This window comes from Mesorhizobium kowhaii (assembly GCF_042431665.1).
In the GTDB taxonomy this organism is placed as follows: domain Bacteria; phylum Pseudomonadota; class Alphaproteobacteria; order Rhizobiales; family Rhizobiaceae; genus Mesorhizobium; species Mesorhizobium kowhaii.
In genome coordinates this window covers 162,881-186,719 of the sequence record NZ_JBHLYT010000176.1, presented here as the reverse complement: position 1 = coordinate 186,719, position 23,839 = coordinate 162,881, and the positions used below count along the sequence as shown (strand labels likewise).

Annotated in this window: 22 protein-coding genes and 1 pseudogene; 8 read left to right on the top strand and 15 right to left on the bottom strand. The window is 65.2% G+C overall.

The annotated features are described in order from the left end of the window. Positions 1-74 precede the first annotated feature (74 nt). Positions 75-2,120, bottom strand: coding sequence for an oxidoreductase (locus tag ACFFNA_RS37910; RefSeq protein ID WP_111545846.1), 2,046 nt, complete (start codon positions 2,118-2,120; stop codon positions 75-77). A gap of 194 nt (positions 2,121-2,314) precedes the next feature. Here ACFFNA_RS37910 and queF point away from each other — a divergent pair, with 194 nt between their 5' ends. Next, positions 2,315-2,776 (top strand): preQ(1) synthase, encoded by a 462-nt coding sequence (queF, locus tag ACFFNA_RS37905; RefSeq protein ID WP_095086672.1) that lies wholly within the window; start codon positions 2,315-2,317, stop codon positions 2,774-2,776. Positions 2,777-2,805: 29 nt separating this feature from the next. On the opposite strand, the gene ACFFNA_RS37900 is transcribed toward queF, so the two are convergent. Genes ACFFNA_RS37900 through ACFFNA_RS37885 form a run of 4 tightly spaced genes read right to left on the bottom strand, consistent with a single transcriptional unit; the run spans position 2,806 to position 6,692 of the window. Further along, positions 2,806-3,990 (bottom strand): mandelate racemase/muconate lactonizing enzyme family protein, encoded by a 1,185-nt coding sequence (locus ACFFNA_RS37900; protein WP_378925253.1) that lies wholly within the window; start codon positions 3,988-3,990, stop codon positions 2,806-2,808. Between the two features lie 7 nt (positions 3,991-3,997). Further along, a complete protein-coding gene (locus ACFFNA_RS37895) occupies positions 3,998-4,606 on the bottom strand; it encodes a hypothetical protein (protein ID WP_378925252.1) in 609 nt (202 codons plus the stop codon). Between the two features lie 4 nt (positions 4,607-4,610). Next, entirely contained in the window at positions 4,611-5,090 is a 480-nt protein-coding gene (locus ACFFNA_RS37890; protein WP_378925250.1) for a DUF3828 domain-containing protein, read from the bottom strand. A gap of 33 nt (positions 5,091-5,123) precedes the next feature. Continuing rightward, a complete protein-coding gene (locus ACFFNA_RS37885) occupies positions 5,124-6,692 on the bottom strand; it encodes a trimethylamine methyltransferase family protein (RefSeq protein ID WP_378925248.1) in 1,569 nt (522 codons plus the stop codon). Positions 6,693-6,784: 92 nt separating this feature from the next. Here ACFFNA_RS37885 and ACFFNA_RS37880 point away from each other — a divergent pair, with 92 nt between their 5' ends. Next, a complete protein-coding gene (locus ACFFNA_RS37880; RefSeq protein WP_111545851.1) occupies positions 6,785-7,687 on the top strand; it encodes a LysR substrate-binding domain-containing protein in 903 nt (300 codons plus the stop codon). A gap of 65 nt (positions 7,688-7,752) precedes the next feature. Continuing rightward, positions 7,753-9,621, top strand: a complete 1,869-nt coding sequence (gene mutL, locus ACFFNA_RS37875; RefSeq protein ID WP_378925246.1) for a DNA mismatch repair endonuclease MutL — start codon at positions 7,753-7,755, stop codon at positions 9,619-9,621. Between the two features lie 185 nt (positions 9,622-9,806). On the opposite strand, the gene ACFFNA_RS37870 is transcribed toward mutL, so the two are convergent. Beyond that, positions 9,807-10,700, bottom strand: a complete 894-nt coding sequence (locus ACFFNA_RS37870; protein ID WP_378925244.1) for a DMT family transporter — start codon at positions 10,698-10,700, stop codon at positions 9,807-9,809. 91 nt (positions 10,701-10,791) lie between these two features. Here ACFFNA_RS37870 and ACFFNA_RS37865 point away from each other — a divergent pair, with 91 nt between their 5' ends. After that, complete coding sequence (locus ACFFNA_RS37865) at positions 10,792-11,718, top strand: LysR family transcriptional regulator (protein ID WP_111545854.1); 927 nt, start codon at positions 10,792-10,794, stop codon at positions 11,716-11,718. Here ACFFNA_RS37865 and ACFFNA_RS37860 read toward each other — a convergent pair. Next, on the bottom strand, positions 11,715-12,314 hold the full coding sequence (locus tag ACFFNA_RS37860) for a hypothetical protein (RefSeq protein ID WP_378925242.1): 600 nt from the start codon (positions 12,312-12,314) through the stop codon (positions 11,715-11,717). The two genes, ACFFNA_RS37865 and ACFFNA_RS37860, sit on opposite strands and share 4 nt — an antisense overlap. 125 nt (positions 12,315-12,439) lie before the next feature. On the opposite strand from ACFFNA_RS37860, the gene ACFFNA_RS37855 reads away from it, so the two are divergent. Continuing rightward, positions 12,440-12,673, top strand: a complete 234-nt coding sequence (locus ACFFNA_RS37855) for a DUF2093 domain-containing protein (protein ID WP_111545857.1) — start codon at positions 12,440-12,442, stop codon at positions 12,671-12,673. A 58-nt stretch (positions 12,674-12,731) separates the two neighbouring features. Here ACFFNA_RS37855 and lpxK read toward each other — a convergent pair whose 3' ends face one another. From lpxK to ACFFNA_RS37825, 6 genes are all read right to left on the bottom strand, one after another. After that, positions 12,732-13,757, bottom strand: coding sequence for a tetraacyldisaccharide 4'-kinase (gene lpxK, locus ACFFNA_RS37850; RefSeq protein ID WP_378925239.1), 1,026 nt, complete (start codon positions 13,755-13,757; stop codon positions 12,732-12,734). A gap of 1 nt (position 13,758) precedes the next feature. Then, the gene (waaA, locus tag ACFFNA_RS37845) at positions 13,759-15,075 is read right to left on the bottom strand and encodes a lipid IV(A) 3-deoxy-D-manno-octulosonic acid transferase (RefSeq protein WP_378925238.1); all 1,317 of its coding nucleotides are present in this window, start codon (positions 15,073-15,075) and stop codon (positions 13,759-13,761) included. Next, positions 15,072-15,863 carry a lysophospholipid acyltransferase family protein gene (locus ACFFNA_RS37840; RefSeq protein ID WP_378925236.1) on the bottom strand — a complete coding sequence of 264 codons (792 nt, stop codon included), beginning with the start codon at positions 15,861-15,863 and terminating at the stop codon, positions 15,072-15,074. Before ACFFNA_RS37840 ends, waaA begins: the two co-directional genes overlap by 4 nt. A gap of 5 nt (positions 15,864-15,868) precedes the next feature. Then, entirely contained in the window at positions 15,869-16,114 is a 246-nt protein-coding gene (locus ACFFNA_RS37835) for a DUF4170 domain-containing protein (RefSeq protein WP_378925234.1), read from the bottom strand. A gap of 76 nt (positions 16,115-16,190) precedes the next feature. After that, positions 16,191-17,006, bottom strand: coding sequence for a 3'(2'),5'-bisphosphate nucleotidase CysQ (locus tag ACFFNA_RS37830; protein WP_378925232.1), 816 nt, complete (start codon positions 17,004-17,006; stop codon positions 16,191-16,193). Beyond that, positions 16,993-18,336 carry a TldD/PmbA family protein gene (locus ACFFNA_RS37825; protein ID WP_111545862.1) on the bottom strand — a complete coding sequence of 448 codons (1,344 nt, stop codon included), beginning with the start codon at positions 18,334-18,336 and terminating at the stop codon, positions 16,993-16,995. The genes ACFFNA_RS37830 and ACFFNA_RS37825 overlap by 14 nt, the downstream gene beginning before the upstream one ends. Positions 18,337-18,412: 76 nt before the next feature. On the opposite strand from ACFFNA_RS37825, the pseudogene ACFFNA_RS37820 reads away from it, so the two are divergent. Further along, positions 18,413-18,649, top strand: a pseudogene (locus ACFFNA_RS37820) (VOC family protein); the annotation flags it as partial. 12 nt (positions 18,650-18,661) lie between these two features. On the opposite strand, the gene ACFFNA_RS37815 reads toward ACFFNA_RS37820, so the two are convergent. Both ACFFNA_RS37815 and ACFFNA_RS37810 read right to left on the bottom strand, forming a co-directional pair. Further along, positions 18,662-19,912 carry an NAD(P)/FAD-dependent oxidoreductase gene (locus ACFFNA_RS37815; RefSeq protein ID WP_378925229.1) on the bottom strand — a complete coding sequence of 417 codons (1,251 nt, stop codon included), beginning with the start codon at positions 19,910-19,912 and terminating at the stop codon, positions 18,662-18,664. Positions 19,913-19,922: 10 nt separating this feature from the next. After that, positions 19,923-21,311 carry an aminotransferase-like domain-containing protein gene (locus ACFFNA_RS37810; protein ID WP_378925227.1) on the bottom strand — a complete coding sequence of 463 codons (1,389 nt, stop codon included), beginning with the start codon at positions 21,309-21,311 and terminating at the stop codon, positions 19,923-19,925. Between the two features lie 310 nt (positions 21,312-21,621). Here ACFFNA_RS37810 and ACFFNA_RS37805 point away from each other — a divergent pair, with 310 nt between their 5' ends. Then, on the top strand, positions 21,622-22,779 hold the full coding sequence (locus tag ACFFNA_RS37805; protein WP_378925225.1) for an ABC transporter ATP-binding protein: 1,158 nt from the start codon (positions 21,622-21,624) through the stop codon (positions 22,777-22,779). Between the two features lie 6 nt (positions 22,780-22,785). Next, entirely contained in the window at positions 22,786-23,838 is a 1,053-nt protein-coding gene (locus tag ACFFNA_RS37800; protein ID WP_378925223.1) for an ABC transporter substrate-binding protein, read from the top strand. Position 23,839: the final 1 nt, after the last annotated feature.

Below are 23,839 nucleotides of genomic sequence, written 5' to 3'. Positions count from 1 at the left end.
CGCGGTCAGACCGACGTACACGGGCTCTCGTACGCAGGTCCGACCGCGCGCCACCAATTTCGCGATGATGATTTTCAGATCCGCAGGCCGAACCTGATGCCATCATAGATGGCGGCATGGATGTTGCGCGAGGCGACCGCGTCGCCGATGCGGAACAGCACGAAGCGCGCTTCTGGATTGCGCGCCGGAAAGATGTCGCCGCCGCTCACCAGACGCTCGTAGTCCACCGCGCCGCCATTCTTCGACAGCGGTTTCAAGGACAAATAGAGATCGTCGAGCGGCAGCGTGCCGTGCTCGACCACCACCTGGTCGACCCTGCGCTCGCCGCGCCAGCCGTCGGCGAAATCTGAAGCCAGTTCCGCGACCAGCTGATTGCCTTCGCGCCGCACCGAGCGCAGCCGCGTGTTGATGGTGATGGTGACGCCCTTTTCCTGGAAGGCGCGCATGTAGGGCACGTGGTTCATGCCGCCCATTTCCGGGGCAAAGAAGCGCTCGGGCGAGACAAGTTCGAGTTTCGAGCCGGCATTGGCGATCAGTTCGGCCGCGCCCATGCCCTGATGGCCGCCATTGTCGTCAAAAAGCAGCACATTTTCCGCCGGCTTGACGCTGCCGGCCATGATGTCCCAGCTCGAAGTGACGAGATTGTCGCCCGCCGTCAGCGGCGGGTTCTGCGGCAGGCCGCCTGTGGCGACCACCACCACGTCTGGCGACAGGGCCAGAACGTCATCCTTCTCCGCCCAGGTGTCATAGCGGATCTCGACGCCGAGCCGGTCGAGTTCGGCCAGGCGCCAGTCGACGATGCCGATCAATTCCTTGCGGCGCGGGTTCTGTGTCGCCAGCCGAATTTGGCCGCCGGCCTGGCTCGACGCTTCGAGCACCGTCACCTTGTGGCCTCTCTCGGCTGCGACCCGTGCAACCTCCAGCCCGCCGGCGCCGGCGCCGACGACGACGACGTTGCGCTTCGGTCCTTCGGTCCTAGCGATAATGTGCGGAATGTTGGCCTCGCGGCCGGTCGCCGCATTATGGATGCACAGCGCTTCGCCGCCTTCGTAGATGCGGTCGAGACAATAGGTGGCGCCGACGCAAGGGCGTATCTCATGCTCGCGGCCCTCCATCACCTTGCGGATGATGTGCGGATCGGCGATGTGGGCACGGGTCATGCCGACCATGTCGAGCTTGCCTGTGGCGATGGCGTGGCGCGCGGTGGCGACGTCGGAAATACGCGCCGCATGGAAGGTCGGGAATTTTGTCGCCGCCCTCACCTCGCCGGCGAAATCGAGATGCGGCGAAGAGCGCATGCCGGTCACCGGGATGACCCTGGTCAGCGCCGCATCGGTCTCGATCGAGCCGCGGATGATGTTGAGGAAATCGACCTTGCCGGAACCGGCCAGCCGTCTGGCGATCTCGACGCCCTCCTCTTTCGACAGGCCTTTCTCGAAATCCTCGTCGGCGACCATGCGGATGCCGACGACGAATTTCTCGCCGACCGCGGCGCGCACGGCATCGAGCACCATGTTGGTGAAGCGCAAGCGGTTGTCGAGCGAGCCGCCGAACTCATCGTCGCGCTGGTTGGTGGCCGGTGACCAGAAGCCGTCGATCAGATGGCCGTAAGCCTCGAATTCGATGCCGTCGAGGCCTGCGGCCTGGCAGCGCTGGGCGGCCGAGGCATAGTCGGCGACGATGCGCTCCATGTCCCAGTCTTCGATGGTCTTGGGGAAAGCGCGATGCGCCGGCTCGCGCACCGGCGAGGCCGAGAGCACCGGCAGCCAGTCTGCCTTGTTCCAGCCGGTGCGGCGGCCGAGATGGGTGATCTGGATCATCACCTTGCAGTCATGCTCGTGGCAGGCGTCCGCAAGCTCAGCCAGCCACGGCACGATCCTGTCGTCATAGACATGCAGATTGCCGAAGGCGGCCGGACTGTCGCGCGAGACGATGGCCGAACCGGCGGTCATGGTCAGTGCCATGCCGCCCTTGGCCTTTTCGGCATGGTAGAGGCGGTAGCGTTCTTTCGGCATGCCGTCTTCCGAATAGGCCGGCTCATGGCTGGTCGACATGACCCGGTTCTTCAGCGTCAGATGCTTGAGCTGATAGGGCTGGAGAAGCGGATCGTTGCTGGTCATCGTCTTCCTGCTGTTTCAAATTGTGCTGAAGCAGCATGGGCTGCTTCAGATCTTATTTAATCATCGGATTCATCCGAAAACCGCTGCGCACTTTTCGGTCCGATGCTCCTATTTAATCATCGGATTCATCTGAAAACCGCTGCGCACTTTTCAGTCCGATGCTAATGAGCGGCAAAATCGAAGGAATGCTGCCCATGACCGTCACCAAGAACCTCACCCAGCTCGGCGCACACGTCGAGACGCCACAGAGCCCCGATCAGGCGGTCCTGGAGACCGTGCCGTTTACGCGCGGCGACGGTCCGCCGGCCATCGTGCGCTTTACCTGCCCGGAATTCACCTCGCTGTGTCCGGTCACCGGCCAGCCGGATTTCGCCCATATCGTCATCGACTACGCACCCGATGCGTTGCTGGTGGAATCGAAGTCGCTGAAGCTGTTCATGACCTCGTTTCGCAACCACGGCGCCTTCCATGAAGAATGCACCGTCATGATCGGCCGCCGCATCGTGGCGGCGACCAAGCCGCTGTGGCTGCGCATCGGCGGCTACTGGTTTCCGCGCGGCGGCATTCCGATCGACGTGTTCTGGCAGACCGGCGCGCCGCCGGAAGGCGCCTGGCTGCCCGACACCGGGGTGGCGCCCTATCGCGGGCGCGGCTGAGCAAGCACGTCTGGACGATCGGGACTGCATCAGTTGAGGGGCAGACGCCGGTAGCGACCGGGCATGGCCGGGTCACTGAAATGGTGCATCGGGCCATGCTCGGCGAAGTGCTGGGACCAGCGTTTCATTGCGGCGGGGTCGAGCTCGACCCCCAACCCGTGGCCTTCCGGCACACGCACCGTGTTGCCGGTCTGGCGGAACGGACCGTCCTTGATCACGTCGCCGATCTGCCAGGCAAACAGCGACTGCGACGCTTCGGTGATCCACTGCGTTGCCGCCACGACATGCAAATAGGCCGATGTCATGATGCCGAGATCGTTCGAGTAGCACCAGAAGCCCTTGCCCATCGCTTCGCAGGCGGCGATGAATTTCAAGGTTTTCGACAGACCACCGAGGGCGGCGAAATTGCAGACGAAGTAATCTGGAGCGCCGAGCGCAACCGCCCGCCTGAGATCCGGAGTGTGCGTGGAGAACGGAATGCGCGAGTGCTGGCGCAGCGCCGCCATCTCCTCGAAGGTGGCGACCGGATCCTCGTAGTTGCGGATGTTGAACGGCTCGATCTCGCGCAGCACCCAGCGCGCCGTGGTCAGCGACCATTGCATGTTGGAATCGAGCTTGATCTGCGCCTTTTCACCCAGCGCTTCGCGCAGCATCCGCACGGTCCTGATTTCAAGCTGTGGATCGCCCATGATCAGCTTGCCCTCGAAGATCGTCGAACCATGCTCTTCCCGCATCTTCAGGCAGTAATCGACGATCGCTTCGGGCGTCATCTCGCCGCCCGCGCCATTCTGTGGTGCGCGAAAGGAGAAATATTCCGAAAACGGAATGTCCTTGCGCACCGCGCCGCCAAGCACCTTGTAGAGCGGCATGCCGAAGACCTTGCCCCTGATATCCCACAGCGCCAGTTCGACGGCGCCAAACGCCACCGAGGCGGCGTTCTCGCCAGTATTGGCGGTGATCTGCCACGGCGGCACGCAGCGCGCCTCGCAATCGGCAATGTCGAGCGGATCGGCACCAATCAGCGCCGGCGCGATCTCGGCTTTGATCACCTCGCCGAAGTGCCACCACGGGGCCTCGCCCAGTCCGACCACGCCTTCGTCGGTCTCGACCTCGATGATCGACTTCGAGGCGCCGCCATAGAGACCGGCCGTCCACCAGAACGGCGCGTCGAGCGGAACGTTGACGTGGGTGACACGGATATTGGTGATCTTCATCGGTTCCCTACTCGCACTGATATTGGCTGAGCGCCCATTCGCCGGTCACCGACAACAGGTCCGATATCTTCCAGTCGCCGTCGACCTTCCTGAACTTCCATTCCAGCCGGTGCGGATTGCCGGCGACGACGAAGGCGACAATGACCTTGGCCTGGTCGCCATTGATCGCTTCAAGCGTCTTCAGGCTCTTGTCGATCTCGGCCTTGTCATAGTCCGCATTGTCGAGCGCCATGTTGGGGTCGAGGCATTCGCCCTGTCCGGATTTGAGCAAGGCGTCGCTCTTGTCGAGAACGGTTTTCGCCGGATCGGTGAAATGGCTACGCTGTGCGGGATCGAGTTCGAGCCCGACCTGATCGTAAAACGGCCGCACCACCGCTGTCGGCGATCCCGGCTGGATGGGCGCGGCGGGCTCGCTGGGCGGCCCTGCAACTGGTGGCGTTGCGGGTTCCACCGCACCACCGGGCGCATTTGCAGGCGGCACACCGCTGTCGCCTGTCGCATTGTCGGTCGGGGCATTTGCCGGCGGCGCACCGAACAGCCCTTGCGCCGCGGCGGCGCTCAGGCCCGCCGCCAGCAGGCACACAGTCGACAGTGCCAGGAACGGGCGGCGGGCCATCGCATCACTCCGCCGTCTGGCCGGCCATGCATTCCAGCGCGCTGAGCTTCCAGTCGCTGGTCTTGGAGGCGATGTCGGATATCTTCCACTTGCCGTCGATCTTCTTGAGCGACCAGACCATGTCGCGTTTGGAACCATCGCCTTCCGAAAAAAGGCTGAATGATGCTGTAACCTCGGCGTTGTCACCATCCAGCTTCTCGGCCAGTTTCAGCGTCTTCGAGACAGTCTTCTGATCGAAATCCTGGGCGTCCAGGCCAGGATCGAAATCGATGCAGGCGACCTCGTCCGGGTTCTTTTTCGTTGCCTGGTCGTTCAGGTTGAACAGGTTCGTCACCGGCTCGGTGAACCGATCCCGGTATTGCTCGTCGGCCTCGAATTTGACCGCCGGCACATAGAAGAACTTCACCGCGTCGGACGCTGGTCCGGCGAAGGTGGCTGAGGGCAAGGCTATCGAAAGGGCGGCAACGAGCACTGTCCGTCTCATGCAGAATCTCCGGCTTTTGATGGCTTGAAGCTATCAATACCACGCATCCTGCATATCGGCTTTTTTGCGACTCATGAAGTCCTGCAACGCCTCGTCTATCCCCGGATCGAGCGGCGGCGCCTGATATTCGGCCAGGGCCTTTTTCCAGCGCCGGTTGGCGCGGATGGCGGCATCTTCCGATCCGGCCGCCTCCCACTTCTCATAGGGCTCGTTGTCGGCGATCTCCGAATCCCAGAATGCCGTCTCGTAATTGGCCAAGGTGTGGGCCGAGCCGAAGAAATGGCTGCCTGGCCCGACTTCCCTGAAAGCGTCGAGCGCCAGCTGGTTGTCGTCGATCTTCACGCCATCGAGGTAGGTGTGCAACGCGCCGCAGAAGTCGGCGTCCATGACGAATTTTTCGTAGGACATCGACAACAGCCCATCGAGGAAGCCGGCCGAATGCAGGATGAAGTTGGCGCCGCAATGCACGGCCGCCAGCATCGACATGGTGCCTTCGTTCATGGCGTGTGCGTCGGGCAGCTTCGAGGTGGTGAAATTGCCGGAGCATCTGAGCGGCAGGTTCAGCCGCCGCGCCAGTTGCCCGATGACCATCGAGCCGATCGCTGGCTCGGGCGTGCCGAAGGTCGGCGACCCCGAACGCAGCGACATCGACGACAGGAAATTGCCGAAAATGACCGGCGCGCCCGGCCGTTCGAGCTGGGTCAGCGCGCAGCCGGCCATGGTTTCGGCGAGAGACTGGGCAATGGCGCCGGCATTGGTCACCGGCCCCATGGCGCCGCCCAGGATGAAGGGCACGATGACCGCCGCCTGGTTGGCGCGCGCATAGGCGCGCAGCGCCGTCGTCATCGTCGCGTCCCAGACCAGCGGCGAGTTGACGTTGACATTGCCGAGTATGACGCAATTGCGGTCGACGAAGTCGCGGCCGAAGACGATGCGCGCCATGTCGATCGAATCCTCGGCGCGGCTCTCTGCCGTCACCGAGCCCATGAAGCCGCGATCGGAATATTTGATGTGGCTGTAGACCATGTCGAGATGGCGCTTGTTGACCGGCACGTCGACCGGCTCGCAAATGGTGCCGCCGGAATGGTGCAGCCAGGGCGAGGACTGCGCCAGCTTCACGAAGTTGCGGAAATCCTCGATCGTGCCGTAGCGGCGGCCCTTGTCGATATCCATGACGAAGGGCGAGCCATAGGCCGGCGAGAAGACAACGCTCTTGCCGCCGATCTCGACCGAATTGGCCGGATTGCGCGCATGCTGGGTGAAGCTCGCCGGCGCGGTCTTGAGGATTTCGCGCAGCATGCCGGGTTCGAATTTGACCAGCACGCCATCGATCGAGGCCCCTGCCCGCTTCCAGTGCGCCAGGGCCACCGGGTCGTCACGGAATTCGATGCCGATCTCGGCCAGGATCCGGTCGGCGGTCGCCTCGATGCGCAGCAGGTTTTCTTCCGACAGGATGTCGTAGGTCGGGATGTTGCGAACGATGTAAGGCCGGCTGAGCCCCTCGGAGCCATGCGAACGCAGCTCACGTCGGGCGACGCGGCCACCGCCGCGTTCGCGGCGTTTGGCGGGTTCGATCGTCGTCTCGGCGGCCGGTGCGTTCATGGCAACTCCATTCCACTCATTGAGACCAGACTAATTGGACAAAATGCTGATGTGACGCTGGAAAATCCTGATCTCTTGTATAAGCTGAGCTTATGCGAAGCCTGCGCCACCTCTTGCCCTCCGCCGGCAGCCTGATCGTCTTCGAGGCGGCCGGACGGCTGTCGAGTTTCACCGCCGCCGGGCGCGAGCTCGGCATGACGCAGGCCGCCGTCTCCTATGCGGTGCGCGGGCTGGAAGAACAGCTCGGCGCCCAGCTGTTCCAGCGCCGCCACCGCCAGGTCGTCCTGACCGAGGCCGGCGAGCGCTTCCATGCCGACGTGTCGCTCGGCCTTTCGCACATCCGCAAGTCGGCGGAGGACCTGCGCCTGCAGGCGACCGGCGGTCATGTGACGCTGGCCGCGTCGACGGCGTTCGGTTCCTTCTGGATGATGCCGCGCCTGCAGCAGTTCCGCGACGAATTGCCGGGCATCGACCTGCGCATCCAGACCGCCGACCGCGACCTCGACATCATCGCCGAAGGCATCCCGCTCGGCGTGCGCGGCGGCGAACCCCGAGACTGGGCGGACTATCATTCGCTGGCGCTCGCCGACGAGGAAATCTTCCCGGTGGCCGGCGCAAGCTATCTGGCGAAGTTCGGCCTGCCGCAGACCGTCGAGCAACTGGCCACGCACCGTCTCATCCATCTGGAGGAGCCCTATCGAGAGGCAGCCAGTTGGGACGAATGGTTCGAGTCGGCCGGCGCTAGCCTCAGCGATGCCGCGCGGGGCCTGCGCATCAACGACTATGCCCTGGTGATCCAGGCCGTGATGGAAGGGCAAGGCATCGCGCTCGGCTGGCGGCATCTCGCCTCGCGGCTGCTGGCATCGGGCCTGCTGGTGCCGGTGACGGATCATGTGATGAAGACCGGCAAGGCATTCTATGTCGTCTGGCCGAAGAACCGCGAACTCAGCGACAATGCCCGCAAGGTGCGCGACTGGCTGGCCGCGCAGGCGTGAGGAGGTGCTGTCCCGCCGGCATCGAAAGCTTCCGCATCTGCTCCGAATCCGCCTATAGTGCTCCCATGCCCATTCGCCAGCTCTCCGAAACGATGATCAACCAGATCGCCGCCGGCGAAGTCATCGAGCGTCCGGCAAGCGTGGTCAAGGAACTGGTCGAGAATGCGCTCGATGCCGGTGCTGTCAGGGTAGAGATCGTCACCGCCGGCGGCGGGCTGAACCTGATCCGGGTCACCGATGACGGTTCCGGCATTCCCGAGCCGGAGCTGGCGCTGGCGATCGCGCGTCACTGCACCTCCAAGCTCGCCGAGGACATTCACGACATCCGCTCGCTCGGTTTCCGCGGCGAGGCGCTGCCGTCGATCGGCTCGGTGTCGCGGCTGTCGATCCGTTCGCGCACGGCAACAAGTGACAGCGCCGCCGAGATCGGCATCGAGGGCGGCCGCGTCTTGCCCGTCAGGCCGGCGGCCGCCAATCGTGGCACCACGGTCGAGGTGCGCGACCTGTTCTTCGCCACGCCGGCCAGGCTCAAATTCATGAAGGGCGAGCGCGCCGAAAGCTCTGCCACCAGCGACGTGGTCAAGCGCATCGCCATCGCCTTTCCCGCCGTGCGTTTCACGCTGGCCGGTTCCGACCGCTCGACATTGGAACTGCCGGCGACCGACGACAGCGCAGAAGGCAGCCTGCGCCGCGTCGCCCAGGTGATGGGCGCCGACTTTCCAGACAATTCCATTGCCATCGACGCGATGCGCGAAGGCGTGCATCTGACCGGTCACGTGTCTATCCCGTCCTTCACCCGCGCCAACGCCCTGCAGCAATATGCCTATGTCAATGGCCGCCCGGTGCGCGACAAGCTGATTGCCGGCGCCATTCGCGGCGCCTTCGCCGACGTCTTGCCGCGCGACCGGCATGCGGTGACGGTGCTGTTCCTGACGCTCGATCCGGCCATTGTCGACGTCAATGTCCATCCGGCCAAGGCCGATGTGCGGTTCCGCGATCCCGGACTGGTGCGCGGATTGATCGTCGGCGCTGTCCGGCAAGCACTCGCCGATTCCGGTATCCGCGCCGCCACCACGGGGGCCGCCGGCATGATGGCGGCGTTCCGGCCTGGTGCCGCATCCTACGGCCACGGCGGGCCCGCAAATGGCCATCGCAGCTACGAGGCTTCATACCATGCCTCCAGCCCAGCCGGTTTCGATCCGGCGCGCTCGCCGCAGCGGCCGCTCGACATGGGTTTTGAGGGCTTCGATCAGCGCGGCTTGCATGAAAACGAGCAGGCGGCGTTCGATGCCGGCCCGCTTGCCAGCGCCGATGCGCGTGCCGGGCAGAGCGAAGCGGCGGAGACGCTGCTTGGCGCGGTGCTGGGTGCGGCGCGCGCGCAGGTGCACGAGAACTACATCGTGGCGCAGACCAGGGATTCGCTCATCATCGTCGACCAGCATGCGGCGCATGAGCGGCTGGTCTATGAGGCGCTGAAGAATGCGCTGCATTCGCGCGCCGTGCCATCACAGATGCTGTTGCTGCCGGAAATCGTCGACCTGCCGGAAGAAGATGCCGAACGGCTGGCGATGCATTCCGAGACGCTGGCCCGCTTCGGCCTCGGCATCGAGCGTTTTGGCCCGGGTGCGGTCGCGGTGCGCGAAACGCCCTCAATGCTTGGCGAGACCAATGTCCAGCAACTGGTGCGCGACCTCGCCGACGAGATCGCCGACAATGATACGGTCGAGACGATCAAAGGACGGCTGGACAAGATCGCGGCAACCATGGCCTGCCACGGCTCTGTGCGCTCCGGCCGACTGCTGAAAGCCGAGGAGATGAACGCGCTGCTGCGGCAGATGGAGGCGACGCCCGGCTCCGGCACCTGCAACCACGGGCGGCCGACTTACATCGAGCTCAAGCTCGCCGACATCGAAAGGCTGTTCGGGCGAAGGTAGTAGAGGACCGCACGGCGCAGACCCCACCCGGACCTTCGGTCCGACCTCCCCACAAGGGGGAGGTAGTGAGCTAGCCTTACCCTCCCCTTGTGGGGGGGTCGCTGCGAAGCAGCGGGGTGGGGGTCCGAAAAGAGCCGCTTTTTAGCGGCTCTTTTCGGGTCAAAGAACGACTCCAACTCTCTGTTTCACCTCTTCAAATTCACCACGATGACACCGCCGAGCGCCAATGCACCGCCGAGCATGCCGAGCAGCATCGGCACTTCGCCCAGCCAGAAGAAGCCGATCAGGGCCGACATCGGTGAAACCAGATAGAGAAAGTTCGAGGCACGTGCGGCCGGCAGGCGCGATAGCGCGGTTGCCCAGGCGGCATAGGCGATCAGGCTTGGCACGATGCCGAGAAAGATCACGGCGCCGAGGCCGGCTGTGTTGGCGACCGCTGCCTGGGCAAAGCCGCTCGGCAGGAAGGGTGCCAGGCAAAGCGCGCCGAGCACCATGTTCGAAGCCGAAATGGTCAGCGGATGGTGGCGGGCGAAGAGCGGCTTCTGGACGATGGTGTTGACGGCCGAGCAGAGCGCCGAACCCAGCACCAGCAGCGCCCCGGCGTTGAAATGCAGGCCATGCCCATCGCCGACGGCGATGATGCCGATGCCGGCGAAGGAAATGGCGGTGCCAACCCATGCCATGCTGGAGAAGCGCTCACCGAGCAGCGCCATCGCCATGATGGCGGTGAAGATCGGGCTGACATTGATGATGAAGCCGGCGGCGCCGGCCGAAACGGTCAGTTCACCAAAATTGAGCATTGCCGTGTACAGCGCCACGAAAATGGCACCGCCAAAGACCAGGCGCCACAATTCGTCGAGCCTGGGCAGTGCCGGACGCTTGACGGCGAGGAAGATCGCCGCCGGCACCGCGGCGATGGCAAAGCGCAACGCACCGAGTTCCAGCGGCCCGAAGGCGGCAAGGCCAGCGCGGATGGCCGGAAAGGCAGAGGCCCAGCCAACCACCGTCAGCGCCACGGCCACGGCTGCCGTGGTGTCCATCCGTTGTGTCGGATTCAACGTGCTGGTCATTGCGCTCATCTCACTGTCCTCGTGTTCTCGTGCCCTGAAATGCAGAAAACGCCTTTTCGGGCGGGTTGACAAACGACCAAATCGAGGATCAGCTGTGACTATGGATCACAGCTCCGACACAATGGTGCCACTCGAAACGCTGCGCGCCTTCGACGCGGCGGCGCGAACGGGCAGCTTTTCGGCCGCGGCCGAAAAGCTCAACATTACCCATGGCGCCGTCAGCCGGCAGATCGCCAAGCTCGAGGACTGGCTGGGTTTGAAAGTGTTCGATCGCGGCGCGCGCGGTGTCTCGCTGACGATCGAAGGCAACAGGCTGCATCTGCGCACGGCGGAAGCTTTCGCGCTGATATCGACCCATTCCGATCGCTGGGTCGAGCCGCGTGGTACCGCCGTGGTGCGGCTGACCTCGATCCCCTCGGTCAGCGGGCTGTGGCTGATGCCGCGCATGGCCGCACTGGAGAACAATCCTTCCAAGCTGCGCATCGTGCTCGATGTCGATATCCGTCAGGCCGACCTTGCCGACGAAGGCATCGACCTGTCGATCCGCTGTGGACGCGGCGGCATTCCGGGCCGCGTCTCGGTGCAGCTTTTCGAGGAACATGTTTTTCCCGTCGCCTCGCCCGAGCTTGCCCGCGAGATCGGCCGCGGCGACCCTGCCCGGCTGCTCAAATTTCCACTGATCAACGATTCCGACGCTTCGGCCTGGCGCGCCTGGTTTGCCGCGCAAGGCATGGATTACCGCCCGCGCCCGCAGGACCGGCGCTTCGAGGACTATAATCTTGTGCTCGACGCCGCCGCCTATGGGCTCGGCATCGCGCTGGCGCGCCCACCCCTGACAGGGCATCAACTGAAGTCGGGCCGCATCACCGCTGTCGACGAGCGCACAGCGCTCAATCCGGTGTCCTACTGGCTCGACCGGCCGATGGGACGGCCACGTGCCGCAGCGGCAGAACTGGCGCGCCGTATCGCGGTGCAGGCAGGACTTGGCATGGAAAAGATGGAAGCCTTTATCGAGGCTGAAGGCTAGAGCAGCGCCAGCAGAACGAACCCGACGACCGCCGCGGCCAACAGCCCGGCAGTCAGCGACATCAACCCAACACTCGTCTGCCTGTTTTCGGGCTGGGCCGCTTCGCTCGGCCGGGCGGTTGCACGCCCTCGCCTGGCCTCAGCATCGCCGGCCGGGGTACGGCGCAACGGCAACAGCTCGGATGCGAAAAGCGGTAGCCATGGCAAGGTTGCCGGCCTTGGGGTGGCACCCTCATCGCCCCTTGCCGGAGGCAGCGCCAAGCCACGTTGCGCAGTGTCGCCATCCGCTGGTCTCCTCGCCGCAGTGGCCACCGATGCGGCGTCGCCGGCTGTGTCGCCGTCCGGTTCGGCGAGCGCCAGATAGGCCTGCATTACTTCGGCCGAGACCGTCTGCTGCGCTCTTGCGGCTGTCGCCTGCAACAGCATCGGCAAAGTCGGTGTCGCCACGGGTCGCACGGCTGCGCCGGAGGGCGCCGGCGACGCCACCAGCGCCTTCACCAGTGCCGTTTTAGCCGGATCGGCCTTTGCCGACGGCACGGCCTGCGGCGTCATGGCTTCCCTAAGCAGGGCGGCAAGACGGGCGGAGGAAATGTCCATAGTGCCCCGACAACAGCAATTTTCCACCCAAGAATACAGGTTCAATGTTGTCTCAGGCTTGTCATACGCTTGACCTTGCCGCCAATTTATGGCGATGAAATCCTCATGAACCTTGGCGCCGCTGCATGATGAACCGTTTCGAAGGCCCTGGCGGCAAGGAAGCCCGTATCCGCTATCTCGATGGCGACTTCCAGGTTACCAGCCCGGGCGCTTTCGTGCGCTGCGCGGTGACCGGCGAAAGCATCCCGCTCGATGAGTTGAAATACTGGAGCGTCGCCAGGCAAGAGCCCTACATCAACGCCGCCGCTTCGCTGCGCCGCGAAATCGAGGTGCATCCGGAGTTGCGCAGCCGGGGTTGACGTTTGCGCAAGTCGTTGTCGCAAAACAGCAACGCACTTCAGAACGACAGACGGTGGATCAGCCCTTCAGCTTGCGTTGGCGCCAGGCATCCAGCGTCTCCTCGATGATGCGTTCGGGCACGCGATCAAGCTCGAAAACCGTGTTGATGTCCAAGACCTCGAGCCGGTCGAGAAAGTCCTGTGGGGCGCCGTGCCGCAGCCGCGCGGCGTCCTTGGCGGTGGTGATGAGGCCGAGCCCTTCGGCACGCGCCGTCGCCGCCAGTTCGGCGAGTTCGTCCTCTCCATAGAAATGATGGTCCGGAAACGGCCGCGTCAACGCCAGCTCGCCGCCGGCCTCGCGCACCGTGTCGAAGAATTTTTCGGGATGGCCTATGCCGGCGAAGGCGAGGAACCGCTTGCCGGCAAGCCCCTGCTTGCCGTTCGATTCGGTATGGGCCTCGAAGATCGGGCGGGCGGCGCGTGCCGCCTGGCGGACCACGGCGTCGGCGGCGGTGCCCTCACCCATCTTCAACAGCCCGCTGGTGAAGACCAGTTGGTCGACGATCTTGGCCCTAAGCGGGCCGCCCGGAATGACGTGGCCATTGCCGATGCCGTAGCGCGCATCGACGACGACCAGCGCATAGTCGATGTGGATGCGCGCGCTCTGAAAGCCATCGTCCATGATCAGGAAATCGCAGCCGTGCCTTTCCAGCAGCAGCCGGGCGCCGGCGGCGCGGTTCGGCGTCACCGCCACTGGCGCGTGTTCGGCCAGGAGCAGCGGTTCGTCGCCGACATGCCTGGCGCTGTCGTGATGCGCGTCGACGACATGCGGCTCGGCGAAGGAGCCGCCATGGCCGCGCGACAGGAAACCGGGTTTGAGCTGCATGCGCTTGGCCTGTTCGGCCAAGGCGATCGCCACCGGCGTCTTGCCGGTGCCGCCAACGGTGAAATTGCCGATGCACAGAACCGGCGCCTCGATCTTCTCGCGCCGGGCGCGCCGCATACCGCGGCCGGCGGCGAGGGCATAGATGGCCGACAGCGGTGACAGCGCCAGGACCCGCCAGTCCGGCTCTTCCCACCAGAATGGTGGTGCTTCGGAAGCCACGTTAGCGCCCGTTTGCGCCCTTCAGGCGCGACTTGACGACCAGCGGCTGGATGTAGGGCTCAAGCGATTTCAGCGTGCGCGCCAGCGCGCCGCGCATCTCGTCGACGGTCGCCACACCCGCCGCCATCATCTCGTGACGCGCCACTTCGTTGGTCAGAAGGAAATTGACGGCGCCGGCCAGCATGTCGCGATCGCGCACCAGCTTGGCGCCGCCGCTGTCGAGCAGGCGCTGGTAGGCCTCGCGAAAATTCTGCACATTGCGCCCGGCGAGAACCGCCGTGTCGAGCATGGCCGGCTCGAGCGGGTTCTGGCCACCTTCCGAGGTCAGCGAGCGGCCGACAAAGGCGATTTCGGTCAGCCTGAGATAGAGCCCCATCTCGCCGATCGTATCGCCAAGCAAGATGTCGGTGTCGGCGGCGATCCTGTCGCCCTTGCTGCGCCGCGCGACGTTCAGGCCCATGCCGGAAATCTGTGCCGCGAGCGCCTCGGCGCGATCGGGATGGCGCGGAACGACGATCGTCAGAAGACCATGGTGGCGTTTGTGCAGCATCGCATGAACCTCGGCGGCGACCACCTCCTCGCCGTCATGGGTCGAGATCGCCGCCCAGGTCGGGCGCGCGCCGATCTGCCGCCGCAGCGTCGCCAGTACCCGTTCGTCGACAGGCGGCGGCGCGGTATCGGACTTGAGGTTGCCCGACACGGTGACCGGGCGGGCGCCGAGCGAACGGAAGCGCTCGCCGTCGACATCCGACTGGGCAACGACATGGGCGAGATTCTCGAACAGCGCCTCGGCGATGTTGGCCCGTTTCTTCCACGAGGTGAACGAGCGGTCGGACAGCCTGCCATTGACCAGCACCTGCGGCACGCGGCGCGCACCAAGCTCGAGAATGGTCATCGGCCAGATCTCGGATTCGGCGATGATCGCCAGATCCGGCTGCCAGTGATCGAGGAACCGGCTGACCGCCGGCTTGAGGTCGAGCGGCACATATTGGTGGATGATGCGATCGCCGAGCCGCTCGTCGACGACCTGCGCGGAGGTCACCGTGCCGGTCGTCAGCACGATGTTGACGCCGTAATCGAGAATGCTTTCGACCAGCGGCACGACGGCCAAGGTCTCACCGACGCTCGCCGCATGGATCCAGATCACCGGCCCCTCGGGGCGCGGGCGGCCGGCGACGCCGTAGCGCTCGCGGCGGCGGCTGCGGTCTTCCTTGCCGCGCGAGGTGCGCCAGGCGACATAGGGCCCGACCAGCGGATAGGCCGCGGCACCGGCGAAACGGTATGCCGACAACATGGCTCGCGCCCAGCGACCGCTCATCGCCGACCATCCACGAGACGGTAGGCCTCGGCGGTCGCGGCATTGAGCGCGACCGTGATTTCCTGGCGCTTGCGCTCCATTTCGGCTTCATCGGCGCCGGCCGGCACGAAGATCGGCGTGCCGATGACGATCGACGAGCGGCCGAACGGCAGATTGATGGTGGTCTTGTCCCAGCTTTTCTCGAGCACCTTGCGGCGGCTGGTGGTGATGGCGACGGGCAGGAGTGGCCGACCGGAGAGGCGTGCCAGCAGAACGATACCAAGCCCCGCGTCACGCGGCGTGCCGTGGGGAATGTCGGCGATCATGGCGACGTTCTTGCCGGCGGCGAGCGACTTTTTCAGGGCGATGAGCGCTTTTGCCCCGCCCTTGTCGAGATGCCTGGCATTCTCACGCCCGCCCGAACCGCGCACCGCCTCGATGCCGAATTTCTGCAGCATCAGCGCGTTGAGCTCGGCATCGGCGCTGCGCGAGACCATGGCAACCAGCGGCTTGCGCTTGGGATAGTAGGCTGGCGTCAGCAGATGCTGGCCGTGCCACAGAGCGATGATGCCGGGCTCGAACTCGGTGTAGGCGCCGCCCGAAAACCGCGCCGATCCCTCGACGACGCGATTGGTCAGGCGCACCAGCCGCACGAACTGGGCGAACAGGCCGGCGATGGCGTTCTTGACGAATCGTGACTGCGCCAGCGGTTCGCGAACCTTGCGCCAGAAGGCCTTGGTCGTGCGGCTGCGGCCCCTGCCTGTGGGCGTAGCCTCGGTGGCTGGCTCTTTCGCCAGATCATGCTCCATCGAAGTCAACCGACAGCCTTGTTATCGGGGTCCAGCAGCCGGTGCAGATGAACGACGAAATAACGCATGTGGGCATTGTCCACGCTGGCTTGCGCCTTGGCTTTCCACGCCGTGTGCGCGGATTGATAGTCCGGATAGATGCCGACAATGTCGAGCCCGTCGAGATCGCGGAATTCGGTGCCGCCAAGCTTCTTCAGTTCGCCACCGAACACCAGGTGCAACAGCTGTTTTTTTCCGTCTTCCGCGGCCATGTCGGTCCTTCACATATCGTGAGTTTGTGACAGGTCTAGACCAAAGCCGTCGACTTTGGAACCTTCGAAAACGCTTTCACGCATCCAGCCCGGCAATGACGCCGGCGAGCACGGCCAGCAGTTCACCGCTTCCGGCGGCGAGCGCGCCATGGCGGGTCACCTCGCCGGCATAGAGCGGCGCGCGGCCATGCTGGTCGAGCAACTGGCCGCCGGCCTCGCGCAAAATGAGATCGGCGGCGGCTATGTCCCAGTCATGCGCGTTCGGCTTGACGAAAGTGGCATCGAGCGCGCCATTGGCGATCATGGCCAGCCGATAGGCGAGCGAAGGGCTGTAGGGCGCCCGCTTCAGCCGCGCCTGCCAGTCGGCCGGCATCAGGTCGGTCAACTGCTTCAGCCCGGAAATCTCGGCCGTGTCCGCCAGCTTGCGCACCGCGATGCGCTTGCCGTTGCGGAAGGCGCCCTGCCCGGGCAGCGCCCAGTAGGTCTCGTTCATCGCCGGGCATTCCAGCACGCCGGCAAGCGTGCGGCCATGCTCGACGACGGCAACGCTGACGCACCAGGTGCGCTGGCCTTCCAGGAAGCCGCGCGTGCCGTCGATCGGGTCGACGACGAAGGTGCGGCGCGCCGAAAGCCGCACCGGATCGTCGGCCGTTTCTTCCGACAGCCAGCCATAGTCCGGCCGCGCCGCAAGCAGCGTTTCGCGCAGATAGGCGTCGGCGGCATGGTCGGCTTCGCTGACCGGCGATGTGCCGCCCTTCATCCAGACTTGCGGGTTGTTGCCGAAATAGCGCATGGCGATGACCCCGGCCTCGCGGGCAGCATCGCGCAGCAGTGGCAGATCCCCGGTGGCTCCGGGAGGGGCACCGGCAGAGATCAGGTCATGCTCCGGCAAGGGTCATGCCTTCGATCAGGAGCGTGGGGGCGGCGGTGCCGAAATTGCGGTCGAGGTCATCAGCCGGCACCATGTTGAGGAACATGGTCTTCAGGTTCGAGGCGATGGTGACCTCGGCGACCGGATAGGCAAGCGCCCCATTCTCGATCCAGAAGCCGGAAGCGCCACGACTGTATTCGCCGGTGACCATGTCAACGCCCTGGCCGAACACTTCGGTGACGTAGAAACCGGTCTTGAGCGACGCGATCAGGTCCTCGGGCGACCGTTCGCCCGGTTCGATGGCGAGATTGGTCGAGGATGGCGAGACGGAGGAGCCGCCGCGCGCGCCGCGCCCATTGGTGACGAGGCCCAGCTCGCGCGCGGCCGATGTCGACAGGAACCAGTGGTTGAGCACGCCTTTTTCGACCATCAACAGCTTTTCGCCCTCGATGCCTTCGCCGTCGAACGGGCGCGAGGCCTGGCCGCGCTGCCTGAGCGGCTCGTCGGTGACGGTGATCGCGGATGCGGCCACCTGCTTGCCCATCATGTCGCGCAGGAACGACGTCTTGCGTGCGACAGAGGCACCATTGATGGCGCCGGCAAGATGGCCGGCGATGCCGCGCGCGACGCGCGGGTCGAACACCACGTCGATCGGCCCGGTCGCCGCCTTGCGCGCGCCGATGCGGCGCACGACGCGTTCGCCGGCCTTGCGGCCGATGTCTTCAGGCGCATCGAGATCGGCAAAATGCTGGCGTGACGAGAATTCATAGTCGCGCTCCATGCCGGTGCCCTCGCCGGCAATGACGCTGGCCGAGCGCGAGAAACGCGAGCCGACATAGTGGCCGAGGAAGCCGTGCGAGGTGGCCAGCACCAGGCCGCCGAGGCCGGCACCGGCGCTGGCGCCGGCCGAATTGGTCACGCCCTTGACCGCAAGTGCCGCCGCTTCCGCCGCAAGTGCTGCTTCCTTCAATTGATCAGCCGACACCTCGGTGGCGTCGAACAGGTCGAGATCGCGCGTCTGTTTCACAAGCAATGCCGGGTCGGCCAGCCCCTGATAGGGGTCCTGCGGCGACACTTTCGCCATAGCCACGGCACGCTCGGCCAGGGCTGCCGGATCGGACGCGGCGGTTGCCGAGACGCTGGCGACCCGCCCATCGACGAAAACGCGAAGCGAGACATCCTCGCTCTCGGCCGATTCGGTGCCCTCGACCTTGCCGAGCCGCACCGACACACCGGTCGAGCGGCTGCGCACGGCCACCGCGTCGGCGGCGTCGGCGCCAGCCTTCTTGGCAGCTTCGACCAAAGCCGCGACGCGATCGGTCAATTTTGCTGCATCTGATATATCGGTCATGCGCGTGATCCTGCTGGCGCGGCGAGCTTTGGCCGCTGCCACCCATCTATTGTTCCGGTCCGGCTTGTGCAATGGCATAGGCTTCAATCAAAATGCATCGGCGCCTTTCCATCTCGCCTTCCCGGTCCGTGATCTCGATGAAACCCGCGTTTTCTATGGCGAGGTGCTGGGCTGCGCGATCGGCCGCTCATCGGCGACCGGGGTCGATTTCGACCTGTTCGGCCATCAGATGTCGGCTCATCTGCGGCCACAGGCCGCGCCAGCCGCCAGCGACGTCAGGGGCGACGGCATTTTCGTGCCGATCCCGCATTTCTGATCCGGTCGATCAACGACCGAAACGACCCGCCGCAAAGGGTGCGAGGCGCGCCGGGTCGCCGCGTCCGCCGATCAACTCGGCGACCAGACGCGCCGTGATCGGGGCGAGCGTCAGGCCGAGATGGCCATGGCCGAAAGCATGGATCACGCGTGGGCTGCCGTGCGAAGGGCCGATGACCGGCCGGGAATCCGGCAGCGACGGGCGGAAGCCTAGCCATTCCGATGAAGGTGAGCCGAGCTTGGGAAAGAACTGCCTGACGCCGCGGTCGAGCAGCGCCAGCCGGCGCGGATTTGGCGGCGCGGCAAGCCCGCCGAGTTCGACGGTTCCGGCGATCCGCAGCCGGCCGGCCATCGGCGTCATGTAGAAACCGAGATCGACGGGACAGACAGGCCGGGTCAGCAACAGCGCTTCGGTCCGGAATTCCAAGTGATAGCCGCGCTCGGTCTCGAGCGGGACATTGTCGCCGGCCTGCGCGGCCAGTGCGCGCGACCGTGCGCCGGCGGCGATCACCACCGTACCCGCCTTGATGCCAAAGCCGGGACCGCTGAGCCGGACAGCGCCGGTCTCGACTTGCAGTCCGGTTATATCAGCTCGCTTCACCGAGACGCCGCGGGCGGTCGCCGCACCGAGCAGCCGCTGCATCAGCGTCTTCGGATCGGTGACGTTCGTCGAGTCCGGGAAGTACAGACCACGCGTTCCGCTCGCCGGCAGGCCAGGCTCAAGCGCCGCCACCTCATTTGGCGTCAGAATCTCCTGGTGAACACCGAAGCCGGCGCGCATTGCCCGGCCACCGGCCCCGGCGGCAAAATCGCTTTCGCGGCGATAGAGATAGAGACAGCCATTGCGGCGCAGCAGATCCTCCAGGCCGGCCTCCGTCACCATCTCCTCCCAGGCCGGCAAGGCGTCGGCCAGCAGTCCGGCAAGCGCCAGCGCATTGGCGCGGGTGGCCGCCGGCAGCGACTGCCGCACGAATTGAATCAGCCACGGCGCCAGTTGCAACAGCGCCGGCCAGCGCAGCGAAAACGGGCTGTCGGGATCGAGCAGCAATTTCGGCAGCGCACGCAGCACGGCCGGATTGCCAACCGGCATACAGGCATATTCGGCGATCGTGCCGGCATTGCCGAACGAGGCGCCGGAGCCCGGCTCATTGGGATCGATGAGCAGGACTTCGCGCCCCTCGGCAGCAAGGCGGAGCGCCGTCGCCAGCCCGACAACGCCAGCGCCGACAATGGCGATTTCGACGGTTTCAGAAGCTGACAATGTTGGATTCCTAAACGAAGCCGGGCAGTTGCAAATGGCCGGCCGCGAGCAGCTCTGCCATCGTGGTCAGCGCGGCACGCAGATCGTCCAGAGAGCGGGCGGCGCCGACATTGATGCGGACCCCGTGCTGCACCGGTTCGCGGCCGACCGCGAAGGCATCGCCGGGAAGGACGGCCACGCCGCGCTCCAGACAGGTGCGGGCGAAACCGGCACCACGCCAGGGCTCGGGAAGGCGCAGCCAGGCATGGGTCGAGGTGGCATGGCTCTGGACATCGTAGCGGCCGAGGATTTCGCTCAGCACCGCCTGGCGCTGGCGCAGTTCCTGCTTCTGGGCCTCGATGATGCGGGCGGCCGTGCCTTCCTCGATCAGCCGCGTGCCGATCAGCGCCGTCAACGGACTGATGCTCCAGCAATTGATGCGCAAAGCCGCCGCGACCTGGCCGGCTATGGTGCGTGGCGCGATGACGAAGCCGAGGCGCAGACCTGGCGCCAGGCATTTCGACAAGGCGCCGATATGCACGGTCAGTTCGGGCTCGATGCTGGCCAGCGATGGCGGCGGATTGTCCGCCAGCGGCCGATAGACGTCGTCCTCGATGATGAGGACGTTGTGGCGCCGGGCGACCGCCACCAGTTCGTGCCGGCGCTGTTCGCTGAGCGTGATGGTGGTCGGATTGTGCAGCGTCGGCACCAGGAACACCGAGCGTGGGCGCAGTTGCGCGCAGGCTGCCTCGAATGCGTCGGGCCGCATGCCGCCACGGTCCATGCTGACGCCCCGGAGATCGAGCCCATGCACGCGACACAGCGCATTGATGCCTTGATAAGTGACCTCGTCGGCGAGCACGACCTCGCCCTGCCTGGTCACCGCGCCGAGCACGCAGTCCAGCCCATGCTGGGCGCCGGCCGCCAGCACCACGCGGCCGGGATCGCCGTCGCCGGCCACCGGCCGCATCCATTCGGCAATCGCCGCCCTCGCCCATAGCGGTCCCTCGGGCGGATGGTAGTCCTGCAGCGTCGGGTAATAGCGGTCCTTCGAAAGACGCGGCAAAAGCAGCGCCAGCGCGTCGAGATAGGCCGAGGTTGCCGGCCGGTTGACGGAAAGGTCGATGACGCCGGTGTCGTCGCTCGGCGCCGAGACGAAGCCCGGCCTTTCGCCGGTGTCGCGGGCAGCGACCGTGGTGCCGCGCCCCGGCCGCGCTTCGAGCAGGCCGCGCTGCTGCAGCGTCGACAGGGCGCGCGTCACCGTGGTGACGTTGATGCCCAGCGCCCGCGCGATCTCGCGCTGCGGCGGCAGCCGGTCGCCGACGGCGAGCGTGCCCGCAGCGATGCGTTCGGCAATCGCATCGGCAAGGCGGCGATAGACCGGACCTTCTTCCGAGGCGAGCTGGAGGTCTTGGAGCATGCGGCTTTCGGTGGGTTGATACGATCTGGCTACCCGGCGCATCTAGCATAAGACAATGCTCCGGACAATAGCGCTTGTCTGGCTCTCAATTCGAAACATGGCTGCCTAAAACTCACACAATCACATAAAAAGCCGCTTGACGGGCAAACTTGTCTGCATCTATGGTCCATCAGACATTGATTGTGTGAGCATACAAGTTTGGATAGCCGCCCTTGCGCGGCCAGCGTCATACGAGACCGGACATGCACGGCAAGCAACAGCTCGTTTCGACTCGCGGCCCCTGTAGCCGCACAGAAGAAGCCTGCCGGTGATGGGCAAAGCGGCAGCCTTGTCGGTCGAAAGCGCTGGGCCTGGCGCCGATGCCGGCCGCCACGGGTTCGTCGAGTTCGTCGACGTCGAGAAATCCTATGATGGCCGTGCCTTCGCGGTGACGCGGCTGAACCTCAGCGTCGCCCGCGGTGAATTCCTCACCCTTCTCGGCCCCTCCGGCTCCGGCAAGACGACGACGCTCAACATGCTTGCCGGGTTCGAGCGGCCGACGAGCGGCGTCATCACGCTGGAAGGCCGCTCGGTCGACCGGTTGCCGCCCTATGAGCGCAACATCGGCATGGTGTTCCAGAACTACGCGCTGTTCCCGCACATGAGCGTGGAGGAGAACGTCGCCTTCCCGCTCTCGGTGCGCAAGATCGACAAGCCGGACATCGCTGCCCGCGTCAGCCGCGCGCTCGACATGGTGCGGCTCAAGCAGTTCGGCGACCGGCGACCGGCGCAGCTTTCCGGCGGCCAGCAGCAGCGCGTGGCGCTGGCCCGCGCGCTGGTGTTCGAGCCGAGCCTGGTGCTGATGGACGAGCCGCTCGGCGCGCTCGACAAGAAGCTGCGCGAACACATGCAGCTCGAGATCAAGCAGTTGCACACGATGCTCGGCGTCACCATCGTCTATGTCACGCACGACCAGAGCGAGGCGCTGACCATGTCGGACCGCGTCGCCGTCTTCAACAATGGCGGCGTCGCCCAGCTCGGCTCACCCGACGATCTCTACAACACGCCGCGGAGCTCGTTCGTGGCGAGCTTCATCGGCGAGAACAACACGCTGGCTGGCAAGGTCGAGCGCGTGATTGGCAAGGAATGCCGCATCGCGCTGGATGGCGGCGGAGCCATCACCGCGCAAGCCATCGGCGTCACGGACGGTGCTGCCTGCCATGTCGCCATCCGCCCCGAGCGGCTCAGCCTCGCAGCCGGCGGACACGCCGAAAACAGACTGGCGGCGACGGTCGATGGCCGCATCTATCTCGGCGACCACCAACGGCTGCTGGCCAGACTCGAAAATGGACAGGTGCTGACCGTCAAGGTCGGCCCGGAAGCGACCATGGCGAATGGGGAGCCGGTGATGGTTTCCTGCGCGCTCGGTGATTGCCGCGCCTTTGATGCCGGAACGGGCGGATCGAAGTCAAAAACAACAGGGGAGTAAGATCACATGAAAACCACAAAGACCCGGCTGTTCGCGCTCGCGGCGGCCACCGCCTGGATGGCGATAGGACATGCCGCTGTCGCCGATGAGCTGTCGATCATGGCCAGCGGCGGCGCCTGGCAGGACGCGCAACGCAAGGCGTGGTTTGAGCCGTTCAGCAAGGAAACCGGCACCAAGATCGTCGAGCAGGAATATCTCGGCGATCTCGGCAAGGTCAAAGCCATGGTCGACACCGGCAACGTGCCGATCGACCTGGTGACGGTGGAGACGGCGACCGTGCTGCAGGGCTGCGACGCCGGCATTCTCGAGCGGCTCGACTATTCCAAGATCGCGCCGCGCGAAAAGTTCATCGAAGGGTCGGCGCTCGACTGCGGTGTCGGCCTCGACGCCTATGGCGATATCCTGGCTTACGACCCGACCGTGCTGAAGGAGGCGCCGACCTCGGTGCTCGACCTGTTCGACACGAAGAAGTTTCCGGGCAAGCGCGCGATGCGCAAATTCCCGGCGCAGAATCTCGAATGGGCGCTGATGGCCGATGGCGTCGCACCCGCCGATGTCTACAAGGTGCTGGGTACGCCGGAAGGCGTCGACCGCGCCTTCAAGAAGCTCGACACGATCAAGAAGGACATCGTCTGGTGGGATGCGGGCGCGCAGCCGGCACAGCTACTCGCCTCCCAGGAAGTGGTGATGACGACGGCCTGGAACGGCCGCATCCAGAACGCAATCGACACCGACAAGAAGCCGTTCAAGATCGTCTGGAACAACCAGATCCTCGAATACGACATGATCGCCATTCCGAAGGGCGCCAAGAGCCCGGATCTGGCGTACAAATATCTGGCCTATATCAGCCAGCCGGAAAACAACGCCAAGCTCGCCAGCTACATCACCTATGGGCCGGTGCGCACCGATGCGGCGTCCTTCGTCGCGACCGACGCCTTGCCGAAACTGCCGAACGCGCCCGACCATCTGGCCGGCGCCTACCTCGTCGCCGACACCGAGTTCTGGGGCGACTATGGCGAGGATCTGGTCAAGCGCTTCAACGCCTGGCTCGCGCAGTAAC